This window comes from Holophagales bacterium (assembly GCA_016719485.1).
GTDB lineage: Bacteria > Acidobacteriota > Thermoanaerobaculia > UBA5066 > UBA5066 > UBA5066.
Map to the genome: position 1 here is coordinate 100,507 of JADJZB010000002.1, position 19,238 is coordinate 119,744.

The following is a 19,238-nucleotide window of genomic DNA, read 5'->3' on the forward strand; positions in this document are numbered from 1 at the left end:
TCCAGGTCGTGCGGCCCCGGGCCATCCGGGGCCCCGGTGCGTCGTTCAGCGGGCCACGGTGAGAATCGTTCCGATCTCTTCGGGCGTCCGTCCGACGACGGCCTGGTAATTCCCGCGGTCCGTCGCCCCTTCCGTGATCATCAGAAGAACGGTCTTGTCGGGCCCGAGGAGGCCGCTGTCGCGGAACTCGGCCGTCGAGCCGTCGCCGTGGAGCGCGGCGAGCGCGCCGAGCGCGGCCGCTCCGGTCTCGCCCGCGACGACTCCCGAGTCCGCGAGCCCCCGCATCGCCTCGCGGGCCCTCTCGTCGCCGATCGAGACCATCCAGTCGACGCCGGTCGAAACCCTCGGCCAGGCGACGGGCGACGGGAGGCCGCAGTTGAGGCCGACCATGATCGAGCGGTGGGGCCCCGGGACGGCGGTCATCGCTCCTGCCTTCGCCGAGACCTGGATGCAGTTCGCGTCCGCCGGCTCCACCCCGACGAGCGCCCCCTTGAAGGGCCGGCTCCGGTAGTAGCTGACGGCGGCCGACATGAAGGCGCCCACGCCCATGGGGACGACGACGACGTCGGGCGCGCCGATCCCGGCGGCCGCGAGCGCCTGCTCGATCTCCATGAAGATCGTCGTGTACCCGTCGACGACCCGCCGGGGCGTCACGTCGTACCCGGGCCAGGAGGTGTCGGAGATGACGAGGCACTTGTCGCTCGCCTCCTCCGCCGAGCGGGCGACGGCGGCGTCGTAGTCGCCGTCGACGACCGTCACCTCGGCCCCCTCGTTCTGGATCGCGTGGATCCGGGCCGGCACGGTGCCGGCGGGGACGAAGATCCGGCAACCGAACCCGAGGAGCCGGGCCATGAAGGCGACCGCGCGGCCGTGGTTGCCGTCCGTCGCCGCTGCCAGCGAGAAGGGGCGGAGGTAGCCGATGCGGCGGGAGAGGTCGTTGATGTTCGCCCACGGCTCCGGCTCGAACCCGAGGTGGTCGCTGAGCGCGCGGTACGTCGCCCAGGATGCCCCGAGGATCTTGAAGCTCGGCAGGCCGAGCCGCTGCGTCTCCGCCTTCACGAGGACCCGACCGACGCCGTAGCGGCGGGCGAGCTCCGGGCAGTCGTAGAGCGTCGTGGCGCGGTACGCGGGCATCCTGCGGTGAAAGATCCAGACCGAGGGGTCGGGAGCCGGCCAGCGGTGCTCCGGCTTTGCGAGCGGGTTCTTGAGGAGCGTCGCTTCCGTGGCGAGGATCGTGGCGTTCATCTTCGGCCTCCAGGCGTCGGGGTCAGGGAACGACGTGGGTGCCGGTCTTCCCGGCGAAGGCGAGGCTGAGGTGCGCGGGGTCGGTGATGATCGCCTCGCGGCCGCCGCCCTCGAGGAACGCGATGACGGCCTGGATCTTCGGGAGCATGCTGCCCGGCTTGAAGTGCCCCTCGGCGACGTACTGCTTCGCCTCGGCGACCGTCATCCTGTCCACGTCGACCTGGTTCGGCTTGCCGAAATTCAGGCAGACCTTCTCGACGGCGGTCGAGATGACGAGGAGGTCGGCACCCAGCTCTCGCGCCAGCAGGCTCGACGCGTGGTCCTTGTCGATGACCGCGGAGGCGCCCGTCAGGTTCCCGGCGGCGTCCTCGACGACCGCGATCCCCCCGCCCCCCGCCGCCACGACGACGAATCCGGCATCGAGGAGGCTCTTCACCGCTTCGAGCTCGAGGATCGACTTCGGAGCAGGCGAGGCGACGACCCGCCGCCAGCCGCGGCCCGCGTCCTCGACGACGTCCCAGCCGTCCGCCGCGCGGTGATGGTCGGCCTGCTCCTTCGGAAGGAACGAGCCGATCGGCTTGTTCGGCTTCGCGAAGGCGGGGTCCTCCCGGTCGACCAGACACTGGGTGACGACGGTGGCGGCACCCTTCTCGATACCGAGCTTCCGGAACTCGTTGTGGAGTGCGAGCTGTATGTGGTACCCGATCGCCCCCTGCGTGTCCGCCACGCAGGAGTCCAGGGGCACCATGTGGAGCTCCTTCAGTGCGAGCTCGGAGCGGCGCAGGATGAAACCGACCTGCGGCCCGTTACCGTGCGTGATGACGAGGCGCAGGTCGCCGTCTTTCAGGAGCGGGGCGACGTGCCGGCACGTCTCGGCGGCCGCCAGGTACTGGTCGGGGACGGTCTGGTGCTCCTTGTCGGTGATGAGCGAGTTGCCACCGATGGCGATGACGGCCGTCCTTGTCACGTGAGCCTCCTCGTTTCGTCGCGGCCTGGCGCCGCGACCGTCTTCGTGTGAATGGCGACTGTTTCGGTCAGAAACGTTCCCAGAGTGCCGCGGCGAGCCGGCGGCTGTCCGCCGCGAGGGCGGCCTCGTCGAGGTCGACCTCGAGCTGCCGTCCGTGCATCAGGACCCGCCCGCCGCAGATCGTCGTGTCGACGCCCGCCTGCGAGATACCGAAGACGAGGTGACCGAGGACGGTCGAGTCGTTCAGCGGCGTCGGGGCGTGGTAGTCGACGAGGATGACGTCGGCCGCGGCCCCCTCGGCGAGCGTGCCGATCGGGAATCCCCAGAGCCGCGAGGCGATCTCGGGGTTCCTCACGACGAGGGCGCCCGTCAGCTCCATGAAGCCGCAGCTCGGGTTCTCCTGGCGCAGGTGCTGCGCCCAGAGGCCGACCCGGAGCTCCTCGAGCATGGCGACCGTCATGGCGTCGGTCCCGAGGCCGACGGGAATGCCGCGGCGGACGAGGCCGACGACGTCGGCGATGCCGACCGCGTTGTTCAGGTTCGACTGCGGGTTGTGGACGACCCAGGCGCCGCTCGCGGCGAGAAGGTCCTTGTCGCCGTCGTCACAGTGGACCGCGTGGGCGGCGATGCTTCCCTCGCGGAGGATCCCGTGCGCGACGAGCCTCTCGACGGGGCTCCGGCCGTAGCGTCTCCGGTTCGAGGCGACGTCGGACGCCGCCTCGGCGACGTGAACGTGGAAGCCGATGTCGAGGTCCTGGCCCAGGCGCGAGGCCTTCGCGAGAGTCTCGTCCGAGAGGGTGAAGGCGGCGTGCAGCCCGAAGAGCGCCCGCAGCTGCGGATCGGGCGAGGCGGCGCACGCGCGGGCGAAGCTCGCGTTCTCCTCGAGCCCGTCGTCGATCACGGCGGCGCCGTCGCGGTCGGATACCTCGTAGCAGAGGCACGAGCGCAGGCCCGAGTCCTTCACGGCCCGCGCAATCCGATCCAGCGAGCCGCGAATGGCGCCGGGGCTCGCGTGGTGGTCGACGAGCGTCGTCGTTCCCTTGCGGATCGCGTCGACCAGGATGATCCGGGCGCTCATCTCGACGTCGTCGAGAGAGAGCTTCCGGTCGAGACGCCACCAGAGGTTCTCGAGGACCTCCTGGAAGCAACCGCTCGGCGCGGCTTTGCCGAGGCCGCGCACGAGCGTCGAGTAGAAGTGCATGTGGGCGTTGACGAGGCCGGGGAGGACGACCTTGCCCCGGGCGTCCAGAACGCGGTCGAACGGGCCCGGAATCTCCCCCGCGGGCGCGATCCGCGCGATGCGGCCCCCCTCGAGGAGAAGGGCCTGCCCCTCGAGGACCCGGCACGGACTGCCGAAGGTGACGATCGTTCCGCCCTGGATCAGGAGTCGCATCGGGGCCTCCTCGTCGTTCTCGTCGTTCAGGGACGCTCGCGGCCGGTTATGCCAGGCCGACCTCGGCGTTGAACTCGTCGATGAGCCTGTCGAAGACGACGACCTCGTCCTCGAAGAGCTCGCGCCAGTACTCGGGGTTCCACTGGGCCTGGATCTCCTCGTAGGTCTTCCCCTGCTGCTCGACCCAGGTGTAGTACTTCAGGTTGTGGATCGCCTTGCGGTCCGCGTAGTTCAGCTCCTTGAAGTAGTCGACGGACTGCCTCTCGAGGCTCCCGGTGAAGGTCCGGGCCGCGTCGATCCCGGTGAAGGGGCCGCGCGCCTCGTTCAGCTCGGCCAGGCGCGAGAGGTACATCTCGGCGCTGTCGGTGAAGACGGTGAAGACGACGTCGTTCTCGTCGAGCTCCCAGTACTTCGCCGCCTTGATCGCGGCGAGGACGTTGCAGATGCAGCTGATGCCGAGGAGGTCGAGCTTCTCGACGGCCGCCTGGGGCGCACCGGCCGAGACGAGCAGCTCCCGTCCCGCCGGCTCGTTGAAGAGCCGGAGGAGGCGCATGCAGTCCTCGTCGTCGATCGCGGCGACGGCGTCGGTGTTCCTCACGTTGTGGACCCACGGGACGTGCTTGTCGCCGATTCCCTCGATCCGGTGGTCTCCGAAGCCGTTGCACAGGAGGGTGGGGCACTGGAGGGCTTCCGTGGCGACGGTCTTCATTCCGGGGAACTTCGTCTTGAGGTAGTCGCCCGCCGCGATCGTCCCCGCGCTGCCGGTGGCGCTGACCCAACCCGCGAGGCGCGACTTCGGCCCGCGGACCGCGGCGTAGGCCTCTTCCACGGCCGGGCCCGTCACGTTGTAGTGCCAGATCGGGTTCCCGAACTCCTCGAACTGGTTGAAGATCACGTGCACCGGGTCCTTCTTCAGCTCCCAGCACTTGTCGTAGATCTCCTTCACGTTGCTCTCGCAGCCCGGCGTCGCGATGACCTCCGAGCCGATCTGCCGGAGCCAGGTGAAGCGCTCCTGGGACATGTTCTCGGGGAGGATCGCGACGGCCGTGCAGCCGAGGACCGCGGAGTCGAACGCGCCCCCGCGGCAGTAGTTGCCCGTCGACGGCCAGACGGCCTTGTGCTTCTCGGGATCGAACTCGCCGCTGACGAGACGGGGCACGAGGCAGGCGAAGGCGGCGCCGACCTTGTGGGCCCCCGTCGGGAAGTACTTCCCGACGAGGCCGACGACGCGGGCCTTGATGCCGGTGATCTCCCGGGGGATCTCGAGGAAGTTCGGCCCGCCGAAGAGCCCCGTCTCGTGGTCGTTCTTCCAGGTGATCCGGAAGAGGTTCGCCGGGTTCACGTCCCAGAGGCCGACGCCCTTCAGCTTCGCCGCCGCCGACGCGGGGAGGAGCCGCGGGTCCCGCATCTGCTTGAAGGTAGGAACGACGATCCCACGTTCCCGGCAGCGTTTCGCCGTCCGGTGACGGACCTCCTGGTCGATGGTCCCGATGGTTCGCGAGATGCGCGGCACGGTGGGCCTCCTAGAGGGAAAGGCTTCGGGCACGGTCGACGATGGCCGCGAGCTTCGTGCCGGGGTCCTGTATGCGGGTGAGGAACATCAGCGCGCTGATGACGAACGGCTTGTAGGCCGCTTCCTGGTAGGTCGGGATCCGGTACTGCTCGAAGACCTCGGCGCTCACCTCGCCCGCCTTGCAGCTGACGTCGGTGATGTCGGCCGGGAGGCAGTGCATGTAGAGCGCCTTGCCACCCTTCGTCAGGTTCATCTTCGCCCGGTCGCACTCCCAGCCCGTGAACTTCGCATTGTTGGCCAGGCACTCCTTCTCGAGAGCCTTGAGGCCGTCCTTGTCGGACTTCTTCAGGAGCTCGGTCCGGCGGCCCATTACCTCGAACGGGGCCCACGACTTCGGGTAGACGATGTCGGCGCCCTTGAAGGCGGCCTCCATGCTGTTGACGATCTCGAAGGAGCCGCCCGTCGCGGCGGCGTTCTTCTTCGCGACGTCGATCACGTCGGGGATCAGGCCGTACCCTTCGGGGTAGGCGAGGCTCACGTTCATCCCGAAGCGGGTCATCAGGCCGATGATTCCCTGCGGGACGGAGAGCGGCTTGCCGTAGCTGGGGCTGTAGGCCCAGGTCATCGCGAGCTTCTTGCCCTTCAGCTTGTCGAGCCCGCCGAAGTGCGTCTTCAGCCAGGCGAGGTCGGCGAGCGACTGCGTCGGGTGGTCGATGTCGCACTGGAGGTTGACGATGCTCGGCCGGCGGTGGAGGACGCCCTGCGCGGTGCCGTCGGTGAGGGCGTCGCCGACCTCGCGCATGTAGCTGTTCCCCTCGCCGAGGAACATGTCGTCGCGGATCCCGATCACCTCGGTCAGGAAGCTGATCATGTTCGCCGTCTCGCGCACCGTCTCGCCGTGCGCGACCTGGCTCTTCTGCTCGTCGAGGTCGGCGAGGGAGAGGCCGAGCGCGCTGGCGGCGGAGGCGAAGGAGAAGCGGGTCCGGGTGGAGTTGTCGCGGAAGATCGAGATCGCGAGGCCGGTGTCGAACGCCCGGTAGGAGTACCCCCCCTGGTGGAGGCGCTTGAAAGTCTCGGCGAGGGCCAGGATGGCCCGGATCTGCTCTTCGGGGTGCTCCCAGGTCAGGAGGAAGTCCTTCTGGAAGAGGTCGCTCTTCAGGCCCTGGAACTCGGCAAGCGATTCGCGGATGGCGGCGGACGTCATGGCGTGACTCCTCTCATTTCCTCGGGGTCAGAAGTGGATCTCGGCCTGGAACGTCGGGGCCGAGGTCGTGTGGTTCGGGCGCGTGGTCGTCGTGCCGGGAACCGGGATCGGCGAGGGGTTGCCGAACTTGTGGTACCAGAGCTCGTAGCCGGGTCCCATGGAGATCGTCCCCTTCTTGACCCCGAGCAGCACGCCGACGTCGAACTGCCAGGTCAGCCTCGAGAGGACCTCCGTTTCGGTCTCGACCCCGACGGCGTCCTTGCCCTTCGGAAGGGTGGCGTAGGCAAATCCCTTGAACGTCGAGCCGACGTCCTTGCCGAGCGCGATCGGGAGCCCCCAGGTGAGGTTGAACATCACGGTGCCGTCGAACTCGACATCTCTCTGTCCGGTGGCGGCGAAGGCGTTGTGGGTCCACTCCTTGTAGTACCAGATGCCGAAGTCCGCGAAGCCCTTCTTCGGGTTCAGGTTCACGGTGGGGCCGACGACGATCATCCGCTTGCCGGGCGCGAACCCCGTGTTCTTCGAGTTGAGGTCGGCCCCCACCGTGAGGGCGACGTCGCGGACGAGGCCGCTCTTGATCCCGGCCTTGAAGGCCTTGTTCATGCTGAGCTGGTGGCGGTAGGTGACGTAGATCTCCTGGGCGCCCCCCGAGGTCGCGCCGTTGGCCGGGTCGTAGGAGTTCGACATCAGGACGTCGACGTTCAGGAAGTTGCTCCCGAGGGAGTAGCGGTTCGCCGTGGTGAACTGGGCGACGTTCTTGATGATGTCGTGGTCGATCGCGGGGTCGTTGACGTGGTAGCAGTAGCGGTAGCCGAGGAACATGTCGGTCCAGTCGGCGGCGGGGGCCGCGGAGGCGCCACCGAGGAGGAGGAGCGCCGCCGGGGCGAGGAGGAGGCTGCGGAAGTTCTTCATCACGCTTCGCTCTTGGCGGAGGCCTGCTTGGTCTCGGCGGCCGCGGTCTCGGCCCCCTGCAGGTGGTTGAAGAAGGCGTTCAGGGCGACGGCGACGATGGAGCAGAGGAGGATGCCGCTGTGGAGGAGCGGGCTCAGGCCCTTCGGCATCTGGCTGAAGAACTTGTCCGCGACGAGCGGGATCATCCCGAAGCCGATGGAGATGGCGACGATGTAGAGGTTCAGGCGGTTCTTCGCGAAGTCGACGCCGCCGAGGATCCGGATTCCGGTCGCGCAGACCATGCCGAACATGACGATCCCGGCGCCGCCCAGGACGAACTGCGGGACCGAGGCGACGATGACGGCGAGCTTCGGCACGAGGCCGAGGGCGAGCAGGATGACGCCGCCGAGGGCGGTGACCCAACGGCTCTTCACCCCCGTCACGCCGACGAGGCCGACGTTCTGGGAGAACGACGTGTAGGGGAAGGTGTTGAAGATGCCGCCGATCAGGGTGCCGAGGCCGTCGACGCGAAGGCCGTCGGAGAGGTCGCTCTGGCGAACGTCCTTGCCGACGATGTTGCCGACGGCGAGGAACATGCCGAGCGACTCGATCATGACGACGACCATGACCATGCACATCGTGAGGCAGGCGACGAGGTCGAACGTCGGCATGCCGAACTGGAACGGATAGACGACGGCGAACCAGCCCGACTCCGAGAGGCCGGCGAAGCTGACCTTGCCGAGCACCATGGCGATGATCATCCCGACGACGAGCCCGAGGAGGACCGCGATGTTGGCGAAGAAGCCCTTCACGAACTTCGTGATCACGAGGATGAAGACGAGGACGATCCCTGCGACGGCGAGGTGGAGCGGCGCGCCGTAAGCCGGGTTCGCGATCATCGGGCCGGCCATGTCCGCGGGGTTCTTGATCATCGGGTTGCCGCCGGCGGCCCAGTTCACGCCGACGCGCATCAGGGAGATGCCGATGATGGTGATGATCGAGCCGGTCACGACGGGTGGGAAGAGCGGGAGCATCCGGCTGATGAGCGGCGCCACGAGAATTCCGAAGATGCCCGCGATGATGACGGCGCCGTAGATCCCGAGGAGGCCGATCTCCGGGTTCGTCGCCATGACGACCATCGGGCTGACGGCGGCGAAGGTCACGCCCATCATCACAGGGAGGCGGATGCCGAACCGCCAGAAGCCGATCGACTGGACCAGGGTCGCGATGCCGCACGCGAAGAGGTCCGCGTTGATGAGCATCGCCATCTGGTCCTTCGGGAGCTTCAGCGCGCCGCCCACGATGAGCGGAACGGCGACGGCGCCCGCGTACATGACGAGGACATGCTGGAGGCCGAGGAGGGTGAGCCGCGTCGGCGGCAGGACCTCGTCGACCGGGTGAACGGCGTTTCTTTCGGACATGGCGTCTCCTCGATTCAGATGCCGACGGTGTCGGCGAGGGAAAGCGGGAGGGAGGGAAGCGCGGGTTCCGCGTGGAGCAGGGCGATGAGGAGGGCGCAGGTCGAGAGGTCGAGGGCTTCGCCTTCCGCGGGATGGCCCTCGACCCGGACGTCCAGGAGGCGCCACGTGGCGGGCTCGAGCACGACGCGGAGCGTGTCGGAGCGGTACTCGGCGAGGGAAGGGTGACGTTCGAGTCGGTGGGGGCGGCCGGCGATCCGGGCCTCGATGGCGACGGACGGGCCGTCGCGCGTGAGCCGGAAGGCGTCCCCCTTCGCCTCGGCGAAGCCTTCCGCGTCGATCCAGAACGTGGGCTTGTCACGGTAGGGGGAGCCGGAGGTCGGGCAGAAGGTGACGCAGTTGCCGCACTGGTTGCAGGCGTCGCCGAGGTTGACGATCTGGACGCCCTGTTCGACCGCCAGGTTCGTCGTTCCCCTCGGCACGGCGCGGCCGCCCTCGACCACGAACGACGGGAGCTCGATCGCGAGAGGCGGCACGAGGTAGGCCTGGTTCGCCCGGTTCGGGCAGACGGTGACGCAGAGGCTGCAGACCTCGTCGCAGTCGAGGCAGCGGGCGGCCTCGCGGCGCGCGGCCTCGGGGTCGAGGGAGAGGAGGACCTCGGCGAAGCCGCCGCGCTCGGCGACGGGAAGCTCGGGAGCGTGCTCGGGACGCGCGAGCCGCGACTTCTTCTCCATCATCTCGGCGACGGGTGTCCCCTTCGTGAGGTGCGGCTCGGCGACGGGCAGCGGGACGCCGTGGCGCCGGGCGATCTCGTTGGCTGCGGCGCGGCCGTCCGCGACCGCCTTGATGATCGAGGCGGGGCCGCGGACGACGTCACCGCCGGCGAAGACGCCGGGGTGCGACGTCTCGGCCGTCTCGAGCCGCGCGGCGAGGGTTCCGTCCCTCTTCGCGTCGAGGGCGGTGCCACCGAGGAACTCGAGGGCGGTCTCCTGGCCGATGGCCGTGACGATCGTGTCGGCGGGGAGGACGACCTCGCTCCCGTCGAGCGGGACGGGACGCGGGCGGCCCGAGGCGTCGGGCTCTCCGAGCTTCATTCGGGTGCAGGCGAGCCCGACGGCGCGGCCGTTCTCGACGACGACGCGCGCGGGGGCGAGGAGGTCCTTCAGGCCGATCCCCTCGACCTCGCAGTCGTGGACCTCTGCCGGGTCGGCGGGCATCTCGGCGCGGGTCCGCCGGTAGACGAGGGAGACCTCTCCGCCGCCGACGAGGCGCTTCGCCGACCGGGCGCCGTCCATGGCGGAGTTGCCGCCGCCCACGACGAGGACCCGCTTGCCGAAGTCCCTCTTCACCCCGTCGCGGAGGCCGTCGAGGAACTCGAGCGCGTCGACGACCCCCTCGGCGTTCTCGCCGGGGATGCCGAGCCTCTTTCCCTTCTGTGCGCCGACGCCGAGGAAGACGTAGTCGAAGCGGGCGCGGAGATCGTCGAGGGACACGTCCCTGCCGACGGAAGTGTCGAAATGGATCTTCACGCCGAGCGAGGCGAGGCGGTCGAGGTCGATCTTCAGCTTGTCGTCGTCGAGCCGGTAGCGGGGAACGGCGCCGCCGACCATGCCGCCGGCGTGGCTCTTGGCCTCGAAGAGCTCTGCCGCGAAGCCTGCGCGGGCGAGGTTCAGGGCGGCCGAGATCCCGGCCGGGCCGGCGCCCACGATGGCGACCGTCACGCCCTTCGCCTCGGCGGCAGTCTCGGGCTTGCTCGTCCCGTTCTCGAAGGCGAACCGCTTGATTTCCCGGATCCCGAGCGGGGCGTCGTAGAGATTGCGGACGCAGCGATCGGTGCACGGGTGGTCGCAGATGCTGCCGGTGACTCCGGGGAGGGCATTCGACCGCCGGATGACCTCGATCGCCTCGTCGTTTCGACCGTGCGCGACGAGCCAGAGGTAGTCGGGGATGTTCTGGTGGGCGGGACAGGCCTCCATGCAGGGGGCCGCGATGCAATCGAAGGGGCCGAGGGCGCGGTCTCCCTTGAAGACGAGCGGGCGCTCGCGGCGGGCGAAGCGGCCGCCCCGGCCGTCGGCGACGACCCGCTCGACGTGGCGGGCCAGGTTCCAGCGGCGGCCGCGGCCGCCGGAGGTCCTCTCGACGAACGCGTCGAGGCTCTGCGCGCCCGCGGCGGACATCGCCTCTCCGAGGTTCGTCAGGTACTGCTGGAGCCGCGCGTAGCCGCCCGGCTTGAGGAGGTCGGTGCAGACCGTGATCGGCGTGACGCCGTCCGCGACGAGGTCGGCGAAGTTCCAGGCGTCGGCGCCGCCGCAGAAGCTGATCGGAACCGCGCCGTCGAGCTCGTCGTCGACGAGCCGGGCGAGCGTCAGCGTGAGCGGGTGGAGCGCCCGCCCCGACATGTACATCATCTTCTCGTTCGACGGGAAGACGGGGCGGTGGTTGACGACCTCGAGGGTGTTCGAGAGCTTCACGCCGAACTCGCGTCCGGCGGCGCGGGCCGCGGCGGCGAGCCGCTTCACCATCGGGAGGGCGTCCTCGAGCTTCGGGTCGTGCCCGAACGCGGCATCCGGGACCTCGATGCCGTAGCCGAACGTGCTGTTCAGGAGCCCGCGGAGTCGCTCGGGGCCGAGGAGCGTCGGGTTGAGCTTCACCCAAGTGTGGACGCCGACCTCCTCGAGGAGGTACCGCGCGATCCGCTCGATCTCCGCCGGCGGGCAGCCGTGCATGGTCGAGAGGGTGATGTGCTCGGAGAGGGAAGCCGGGATCTCGACGTCGCGGACACCGGGCCAGACTGCGGCGACCGCGTCGACCGCGTCGGGAAGGGCATCCTTCGCGTCGCGGAGGGAGGTGATGAACTTCTGGACGCGGGGGCTCTGGATCCCCTCCAGGTTGTAGCCGACGCTCATGTTGAAGAGCGTCCCCGGGCCCGGCAGCCCGAGCTTTCGCGCGAGGGCGTGGACGAGGACCCACGCCTTGAGGTACTCGTCGAACGACTGCTCGAGCTTCAGCTCCTGCGACCACTCGCAGTTGAAGGTCTCGTCGGCCGAGTCGATGCAGGGCCGGCTCACCTCGAGCTCGTCGAGGATCTGGACCGTCTTCAGCTCGATGAACCGGGCGCCGCAGAGCCAGCTCGCGACGATGTTCTGCGCGAGCTGGCTGTGAGGACCTGCGGCGACGCCGAGGGGCGCGGCCAGCTCCCGGCCGAGGAGACGCGAGGCGAACCGGGGCTCGGGCCGCGCGACACAGGCCTTCGGGATCCCGAGGACCGTGTCGCGCGACTCGAGCTCGCCGAACACCCACCGCGCGAGGAGCTCGAGAGGGATGGGACGGAAGGCCTTTTCCACGATGGCGACCTCCTCGGGCGGCGGCGTTCGGTTGTGGAGGTCCTATTTCACTTCGTGCCGACGAAGACGCTGGGGAAGCGGGCGAGGAACGCGGCGCAGTGCTGCAGCTCGCGCGTGTCGAGGCACTCGCCGATCTTGTGGGTGTTCTGCTCGATGCCAGGGCCGAAACCGAGCATCGCGGGGTACTTGTAGGGGCCGCTCTCGATCCAGCCCTTGCCCGCGGCGCCCGGGATGCTCGCGGCTTTCGGGACCGGGAATCCGACGCCGTCCGTCGAGAAGACCCAGCGGTCGACGCGCGGCTCCTTCGTCAGGACGCCTCCCTCGCCGATCTTGCCGTCGACGTGCGGGCTGACGACGCCCTCGTAGGCGGCGACGGCGGCGCGGATGGACGGGTGCTCCTCGGGGGTGACCCAGCCGAGGTAGATCTGCGGGTTGTTCAGGACGTAGCCCTTCCAGCTCGCGTCCGTGTAGACCGGGACCGAGACGTCGACGGCCAGGCCGGCCTTGCGCGCGCCGGCGACGGAGGAGAGGCGGTCGACGTCGGCGACGGCCTGCTCGGGCGTCTCGCCGATCGTCAGGCGGCGGTCGAAGCGAAAGACCAGCTTCTCGGGGACGGCGCAGTCGCTCGGCGTGTCGAGGCGGGCCCAGGAGGCCGTCCGGGTGCCGTGGCCGAGGAAGGGGTCGTCGAGGAAGCCGTCGCGCTTCTCGTAGGCCTCGGCGGCCTCCTTCACGATGGCGCCGCCGTACTCGAACGGGTTCTTCCCTTCCCAGGGCATGGAGCCGTGGCACGACTTGCCGGTGACGGTGACCTCGATCTGCATCCGGCCGCGCTGGCCGCGGTAGATGCCGAGCGCGCCGCGCTTGCTGCAGCCGGTCCCGTCCGTGAGGATGACGACGTCGGGGATGACCTCGGGTCCGGCGGTGGGGAAGACCTCGCGGTTGAGGTACATCGGGCCGGCGCCGTCGTTGTCCTCCTCGCAGGCGGTGCCGTAGGAGCGGACGATCGCCCCCTTCAGCGCGCCCTCGTCCGTCAGCTCGACGAGGATCTTCGTTGCGATGGCCGCCGAGATCACTCCTCCGAGCTGGTCCGCGGAGCCGCGGCCGAACAGGAGGTGCTCCCACTCGGACTCGGGCGGGACCCAGCCGAGCTCCTTCTTGAGGAAATCCTTGTTGACCTTCGCCTTGTCGATGAGACCGTCGAAGCAGTCGGCGCCGACGACCTTCTCCTTCCACTGGGCGCGGAGGGGCTTGACCGTGTCGGTGTGGCCGTCGATGTAGACGACCTTCTTCTTCGCCGGGTCGATGCCGTCGTTCGGGTCCTCGACCCACCAGACGAGGTTGCCGAAGCCGTCGAAGAAGACGTCCTCGGCCGTCCGCACCGCCCTGATCTCGATGATCTTCTTGCGGAGGTACTCGAGACGGGGGAACTCGTGGTTGGACGTGCCGCAGAGCGGGTCGCCGCCCTGGTCCAGCGGCTTGTCCACGTAGTCGGCCGGGATGCGGATCGCCTCCGCGAGCATCTCCTTGGCGAGGGGGAGGTACTTCGCGGCGAGCTCGGCGATGCGGGCGTCGAGGCGGGTGGATACGGCGGTCACGGGCGCGTCGAGGGTCGGCATGTCGTCCTCCGGAAGTCTGGCGAGCTGGACTGGTTTGTCGGTTTCGCGTTCAGGGTCGTCGGACCGGTGGGGTCCTGAGGTGGGGTGAGAGGCGATCGTGGAGGTCGACCGTTCTTCGATGTTCCGGTTCCGCCCGTCGAGGAGGAAGGCCGTCTCTCTCACGTCTAAGGACTAATCTAGACCGAAAACTCTCGGTGTCAAGTAATTTTTTGTCTACAACGAAAATTTCTTGGCTAATCAGTTCGTCGGGCGATATTCAGGTCGCACGGCTCGTCGACGTCACGGAGAATGCCAGGGTCATCGCATTCCACGAGAACGACTTCCGACTCGTGCCGGAGCAGGACGGACCGCGCTCCGGCGTCTCCCTCCAGGCGAACGAGCTCCGCGATGAGTGTGGCGGCGAAGCCAACGGGGTGCCCTCTTCGGCCCCTGTAGGCAGGTGCGACGATGGCGGCGCCTGTCGTCAGGGTCTGGACGACGGTTGCGACCGTCTCGGGTCGAACGAACGGCATGTCGGCAAGGGCGACGACCCACCCGTCTGCTGCGGGAGCAGCGGAGATCCCGAATGCGAGGCTGGCACCCATCCCCTCCAGGGCGCCCGGGAAAGGACGGACCTCGAGCCCTTCGGCCCGCAGGAGCGCCTCGAGCGTTGCATCACCGGGGCGGACGACCGCAAGGACCCGGTCGACGCTGCTCCGGAGCAACCGCGCCGAACGGACCCCGACGGGTATTCCGTCCTCGAGCGGAGCGAGGAGCTTCCCCCCGCCGAAGCGGGCGCCGGCGCCGGCCGCGAGGAGAACGCCGACGATCACGATCGCGTTCTCCTCGGCCTTTCCGGCCCGGCGTCAGCGCCGGGCGAGGGCGAGCCAGGAATCGAGGACGGTCCCTGGCCGGATGATGGTCTCCTCACGCCTGGGTCCGGTCGAGAGAAGCGTGATGGGAGCGCCCACCGCCTCCTCGAGAGCGGAGACGTAGGTCCTCGCCGCCTCCGGCAGGTCGGCGAAGTCGGCCGTCCCGACGATCGACTTCTTCCAGCCCGGGAACGTGCGGTAGATCGGTTTCGCCGCCTCGTAATGGTCCGAGCGGGCGGGAACTTCCGTGAGGGTCTGCCCGTGGACGTCGTAGGCGACGCAGATCCTCACCTCGTCGTGGTCGTCGAGGACGTCCATCTTCGTCAGGGCGATGGCGTCGAGGCCGCCGACGTGGAGGCTCGTTCGCGCGACGACGGCGTCGAACCAGCCGACCCGCCGGGGACGTCCGGTGACGGTCCCGAACTCGTTTCCGCGCGTCCGGATCCTCTCGCCCGTATCGTCGAACAGCTCGGTCGGGAAGGGACCGGAGCCGACCCGTGTCGTGTAGGCCTTCATGATGCCGACGACCGCGCCGATGGCCGACGGGGGGATTCCGAGCCCCGTGCACGCGCCACCGGGCCCGCAGGAGGAGGACGTCACGAACGGATAGGTCCCGTGATCGACGTCGAGCATGACGCCCTGGGCGCCTTCGCACAGGAGGCGGGCGCCGGCCGCGAGCTTCTGCTGGAGGAGGGCCCTCGTGTCGGCGACGAGGGGCGCGAGCTCTCGCGCGCAGGCGAGGTAGGCGTCGATCGTCTCGTCGACTTTCGGCGCCTCGAGGCCGTAGAAGTGGGAGAGGACGGCCGCGTGGTGCGTCAGGAGAGGGCGCGCGAGAGACACGAAGCGGTCGGGGTCGATGAGGTCGGCCACACGGATGCCGGTGCGGTTCGCCTTGGACTCGTACGCCGGCCCGATGCCGCGCGAGGTCGTGCCGATGTTCGCGCCGCCGAGCGCCGTCTCCCGCGCGCCGTCGAGAAGGGCGTGCGTCGGCAGGATGACGTGGGCGCGGTCGGAGAGCCTGAGGTTTTCGCCCACCTCGACGCCCGCGGACTTCAGGCTCGCGATCTCGGCGACGAGGGCTCTGGGATCCACGACGAGTCCGTTGCCGATGACGTTCAGGATGCCCTTCCGGCAGATGCCGGAAGGGACGAGGCGGAGGGCGAAGTGGCGGTCTTCGAACTTGACGGTGTGGCCGGCGTTGTGGCCGCCCTGGTAGCGCGCGACGACGTCGAAAGCGGGGGAGATCAGGTCGACGACCTTCCCCTTCCCTTCGTCGCCCCACTGCCCCCCGACGATCACAAAGGCGTTGCGGGACGTATTCACCGCGCGATTCTACCCGCCGGCACGGGGATCGCCCCAATGCGAGAATCGCCGACCGATGAGCGAATCCCTCGTCCTGACCGGCAGCTCCCTGACCCTCGAAAACCTCGTCGACGTCGCCTGCGGGAACCGTGCCGCCGTCCTCTCGGATGACGCAGGCCGCCGCATCGACGCCTCGCGTGCCGTCATCGACCGCGCCGTCCGCGAGGACCGCGTCGTCTACGGCGTCACGACCGGCTTCGGCAAGTTCTCCGACGTCGTCATCCCCCGCGACAAGCTGCAGCAGCTGCAACGCAACCTCGTCGAGAGCCACGCTGCCGGCGTCGGAGAGCTCCTTCCGTCCGGGACCGTGCGCGCGCTGATGCTCCTTCGCGCCAACTGCCTCGCGTGCGGCTTCTCGGGCGTGCGCCGCGAGACCGTCGAGCTGCTCCTGGCGATGCTCGCCGCGGGGATCCACCCGTGCGTCCCGTCCCAGGGATCGGTCGGTGCCTCGGGCGACCTGGCGCCACTGGCGCACCTGGCCCGGGCCGTGATGGGGGAGGGCGACGTCGAGTTTCGCGGGAAGCTGGTTTCCGCGAAGGCCGCGCTGGCATCGGCTGGCCTGGTTCCGGCGGTTTTCGAAGCGAAGGAGGGTCTCGCCCTGATCAACGGGACCCAGCTGACGACGTCGGTCGGCGGTCTCGCGCTGGCCCGGCTCCTGTCGCTTCTGAAGGCGGCAGACCTCGTGACGGCGCTCACGATCGACGCCCTCAAGGGGACCGACGCCGCGTTCGACCAGAGGATCCACGCGGCCCGGCCTCACCCGGGTCAGGCCGTTTCCGCCGCGAACCTGCGGGCGCTGCTGGCGGACTCGCCGCTGCGCGAGAGCCATCGCGACTGCGGCATCGTCCAGGATGCCTATGCCCTCCGGTGCGCGCCCCAGGTTCACGGTACGGTCCGGGACGCGGCGGCGCACGCGCTGCGCGTCGTCACCACCGAGATGAACTCGGCGACCGACAACCCGATGGTCTTTGCCACGGGTCCGGACGGCGAGGGCGAGCTCATCTCGGGCGGCAACTTCCACGCGGCGCCCGTGGCCCTCGTGTTCGACCTCCTGACGGCGGCCGCGACCGACCTGGCGTCGATCTCCGAACGGCGCACCGAGCGCCTCGTCAACCCGACCCTCTCGGGCGACCTGCCCGCCTTCCTCGTGAAGGAGGGGGGGCTCCACTCGGGCTTCATGATGATCCACGTGACGGCGGCGGCGCTCGTGTCGGAGTGCAAGTCGAACTCGTTCCCGGCCTCGGTCGACTCGATCCCGACCTCGGCCGGCAAGGAGGACCACGTCTCGATGGGACCGATCGCCGCGCGCAAGCTGGCCCGCAACGTGGCGAACCTCGAGGTCGTCCTCGCCATCGAGCTCCTCGCGGCCGCCCAGGCGCTCGACCTGAGGCGCCCTCTCCGCTCGAGCCCCGTGCTGGAGACCCTCCACGCCCGCCTGAGGGCGCGGGTCGCCCCGTGGGACGCGGACCGCTACGCGGCCGCGGACATCGAGGCGGCTCGCCAGGTCCTCGTCACGGGAATCGACGACCTGCTCGCGGGACTGGGATAGAGGTCAGGACGGGCCGGCGATCACCGTCGTCGAGAGCTGGTCGGCGAGGCGGAAGGGGAGCGACTCCACCGATCCCGGCTCTTCGAGGAAGTTCCGTCTCGGGAGCGCGCGGAGGGGAAGGGGAAGCGGCGGGAGGCCGAACCGCGGCGAGACGCGGTTGAGGAGTAGCCCGGCCCTGCCGGGCCCTGCCGGGAGAAGCTCTGCCAGCTCCGAGGCGGTCCGCAGCGCCGACCGATCGGCCGAGGAGACGATGAGGTACCGGGCGTCCGCCAGGAGCCCGCGAATCAGGACGTTCCGCTCGCGAAAGCCGGCGTAGAGCCCGTCGAACGCCCGGAAGAAGTCGGCGAGGTCGGCAAGGAAGCTGAAGCCGAGGTGCCGGTCCGCGAGATGGAGGACGAACGCCGCGCCGCGGGACGCCCCCGAGAGGGCCCTGGAGAGGATCGAGTCGCCGCTCAGGAACCAGCGGAGAGCGTCGTTCTCGAGGAGGTCGACCATCCGCTGCGGCGCTTTCAGGAAGTCGACGCCGCGCGCGGCCGGGGCGGTATCGAGGACGATCCGGTCCAGGCCGGGGTCGTTCGCGTGCTCGGCGAGGGCTTCGACCCCCATGTACTCGACGACACCGGGCAGTGCGTCGACGAGGCCCTCGTAGAGACGGTTGTCGTGGATCCGTTTGAGCGTGGCAGGGGGCGCCACGCGGACGAGGAGCCTCTCGAAGGTCGCGCGGGGGTCGATCTGCATCACCCGGAGCGCGGCCCCGCCGGGGACCGGCACCGGCACGGGTCGGTCGAGGGTTCCCGAGAGGCCGAGCGCCTGCGCGAGGCGGCGCGCGGGGTCGACGGTCAGGACGAGCGTCCTCTTCCCGGACCGGGCCGAGGCGATGCCGACGGCGGCGGCGAGCGTCGTCTTGCCGACGCCCCCGGGACCTGCGAGGACGACGAGCCGTTCGTCCCGGAGCGCCTCGTCGAGGTCGAGGTCGCCCGGACCTGGAGGGGCAGCGGCTGGTCCTCGGCGCCGAACGGGCGGGGAGCCCTCCAGCGCGGAACGGAATGCTGCGAAGAACGCGACGTCGGATGAGAACGGGCTGTCGTCCCGGACGCTCGGGGCGTCCAGCTCGGGGACACGGACGACCGGGAGCTCTCCCCGCGGGAGCGTCTCGGCCCGCCCGCTCCGGCCGACGCGGTTGACGACGAGAAGAGCTGTTTCGAGACCGGCCTTCTCCCGCGCCGCGACGATCAGCTCCTCCGCCTCGCGGGCGGCGAACTCGGCGGGCTCGGCGACGGCGACGAGGACGGTCCGCTGACGATCCGACAGGAGGGCGTCGAGATCGACGGCGAGGTGCCGCATCGGTCCTGCAGGAACCGTGGAGAGGATCGTCCGGGGCATCGAGAAGAGGGATATGGCGTGGCCCGTGGCGGGCGCGTCGATGACGATGAGGTCGTAGCGCACCTTCTTCTCGCGGAAGAGCTCCCGGACCTTGCCGAGGAGAAGGAGGTCCGCGAGGCCCGGCGTGGCGCGGGTGAAGTACCGGAAGGTCGCCGAGGAGAGGACGCGGTTGGCGACGAATCCGGCCGGGGCGATCGTCCGGACGAAATCCCCGAGGAGCGCGTCGAACTCGGCGGTCAGTCCGTGGAGGCCCGGGGCGAGGGGCGCCTCGGCGTACCCCTTGTCGGACCGGCCAAAGAGGGCCGCGGCGTCGCCCCTGCCGTCGGTCGACATGAGCAGTACACGTCGCCCCGCGGCGCCGGAGCGGGCCGCGAGGGCGGCCGCGACGGCCGTCTTTCCGACGCCCCCCTTCCCCGAGACGAGGAGGAGGCGCGCGCCGGCGAGACCGGAAAAAGGGTCGGCCGGGGCCATGCCTCATTCTCCGCTCGATTCCGTTTCCGCG

At 69.6% G+C, this 19,238-nt stretch carries 13 protein-coding genes; 1 reads left to right on the forward strand and 12 read right to left on the reverse strand.

The features are described 5' to 3' along the window. Positions 1 to 45: 45 nt before the first annotated feature. The 11 genes from IPN03_00570 to IPN03_00620 all read right to left on the reverse strand — a co-directional run bounded on the left by IPN03_00570 (position 46) and on the right by IPN03_00620 (position 15,765). Complete coding sequence (locus tag IPN03_00570) at positions 46 to 1,245, reverse strand: diaminopropionate ammonia-lyase (GenBank protein ID MBK9372254.1); 1,200 nt, start codon at positions 1,243 to 1,245, stop codon at positions 46 to 48. Positions 1,246 to 1,267: 22 nt separating this feature from the next. Beyond that, a complete protein-coding gene (locus IPN03_00575; GenBank protein MBK9372255.1) occupies positions 1,268 to 2,212 on the reverse strand; it encodes a carbamate kinase in 945 nt (314 codons plus the stop codon). Positions 2,213 to 2,279: 67 nt separating this feature from the next. Beyond that, positions 2,280 to 3,605, reverse strand: coding sequence for a putative aminohydrolase SsnA (gene ssnA, locus IPN03_00580; GenBank protein MBK9372256.1), 1,326 nt, complete (start codon positions 3,603 to 3,605; stop codon positions 2,280 to 2,282). 46 nt (positions 3,606 to 3,651) lie between these two features. Further along, positions 3,652 to 5,013: a pyridoxal-phosphate dependent enzyme gene (locus IPN03_00585; GenBank protein ID MBK9372257.1), complete on the reverse strand. Its 1,362-nt coding sequence runs from the start codon at positions 5,011 to 5,013 to the stop codon at positions 3,652 to 3,654. Between the two features lie 115 nt (positions 5,014 to 5,128). Next, on the reverse strand, positions 5,129 to 6,322 hold the full coding sequence (gene ygeW / locus IPN03_00590; GenBank protein MBK9372258.1) for a knotted carbamoyltransferase YgeW: 1,194 nt from the start codon (positions 6,320 to 6,322) through the stop codon (positions 5,129 to 5,131). Positions 6,323 to 6,349: 27 nt separating this feature from the next. Then, positions 6,350 to 7,234, reverse strand: a complete 885-nt coding sequence (locus tag IPN03_00595) for a hypothetical protein (GenBank protein ID MBK9372259.1) — start codon at positions 7,232 to 7,234, stop codon at positions 6,350 to 6,352. Continuing rightward, positions 7,234 to 8,634, reverse strand: coding sequence for a purine permease (locus IPN03_00600; protein MBK9372260.1), 1,401 nt, complete (start codon positions 8,632 to 8,634; stop codon positions 7,234 to 7,236). The genes IPN03_00595 and IPN03_00600 overlap by 1 nt, the downstream gene beginning before the upstream one ends. A 14-nt stretch (positions 8,635 to 8,648) precedes the next feature. Continuing rightward, complete coding sequence (ygfK, locus tag IPN03_00605) at positions 8,649 to 11,975, reverse strand: putative selenate reductase subunit YgfK (protein MBK9372261.1); 3,327 nt, start codon at positions 11,973 to 11,975, stop codon at positions 8,649 to 8,651. Between the two features lie 47 nt (positions 11,976 to 12,022). Then, positions 12,023 to 13,591, reverse strand: coding sequence for a peptidase dimerization domain-containing protein (locus tag IPN03_00610; GenBank protein MBK9372262.1), 1,569 nt, complete (start codon positions 13,589 to 13,591; stop codon positions 12,023 to 12,025). 233 nt (positions 13,592 to 13,824) lie between these two features. Further along, positions 13,825 to 14,403 (reverse strand): nucleotidyltransferase family protein, encoded by a 579-nt coding sequence (locus tag IPN03_00615; GenBank protein MBK9372263.1) that lies wholly within the window; start codon positions 14,401 to 14,403, stop codon positions 13,825 to 13,827. A 33-nt stretch (positions 14,404 to 14,436) separates the two neighbouring features. Continuing rightward, positions 14,437 to 15,765, reverse strand: a complete 1,329-nt coding sequence (locus IPN03_00620) for an adenylosuccinate synthase (GenBank protein ID MBK9372264.1) — start codon at positions 15,763 to 15,765, stop codon at positions 14,437 to 14,439. A gap of 55 nt (positions 15,766 to 15,820) precedes the next feature. Here IPN03_00620 and hutH point away from each other — a divergent pair, with 55 nt between their 5' ends. Then, positions 15,821 to 17,353, forward strand: coding sequence for a histidine ammonia-lyase (hutH, locus tag IPN03_00625; GenBank protein MBK9372265.1), 1,533 nt, complete (start codon positions 15,821 to 15,823; stop codon positions 17,351 to 17,353). 3 nt (positions 17,354 to 17,356) lie between these two features. On the opposite strand, the gene IPN03_00630 is transcribed toward hutH, so the two are convergent. Beyond that, positions 17,357 to 19,207 carry an AAA family ATPase gene (locus tag IPN03_00630; GenBank protein ID MBK9372266.1) on the reverse strand — a complete coding sequence of 617 codons (1,851 nt, stop codon included), beginning with the start codon at positions 19,205 to 19,207 and terminating at the stop codon, positions 17,357 to 17,359. Between the last annotated feature and the right edge of the window lie 31 nt (positions 19,208 to 19,238).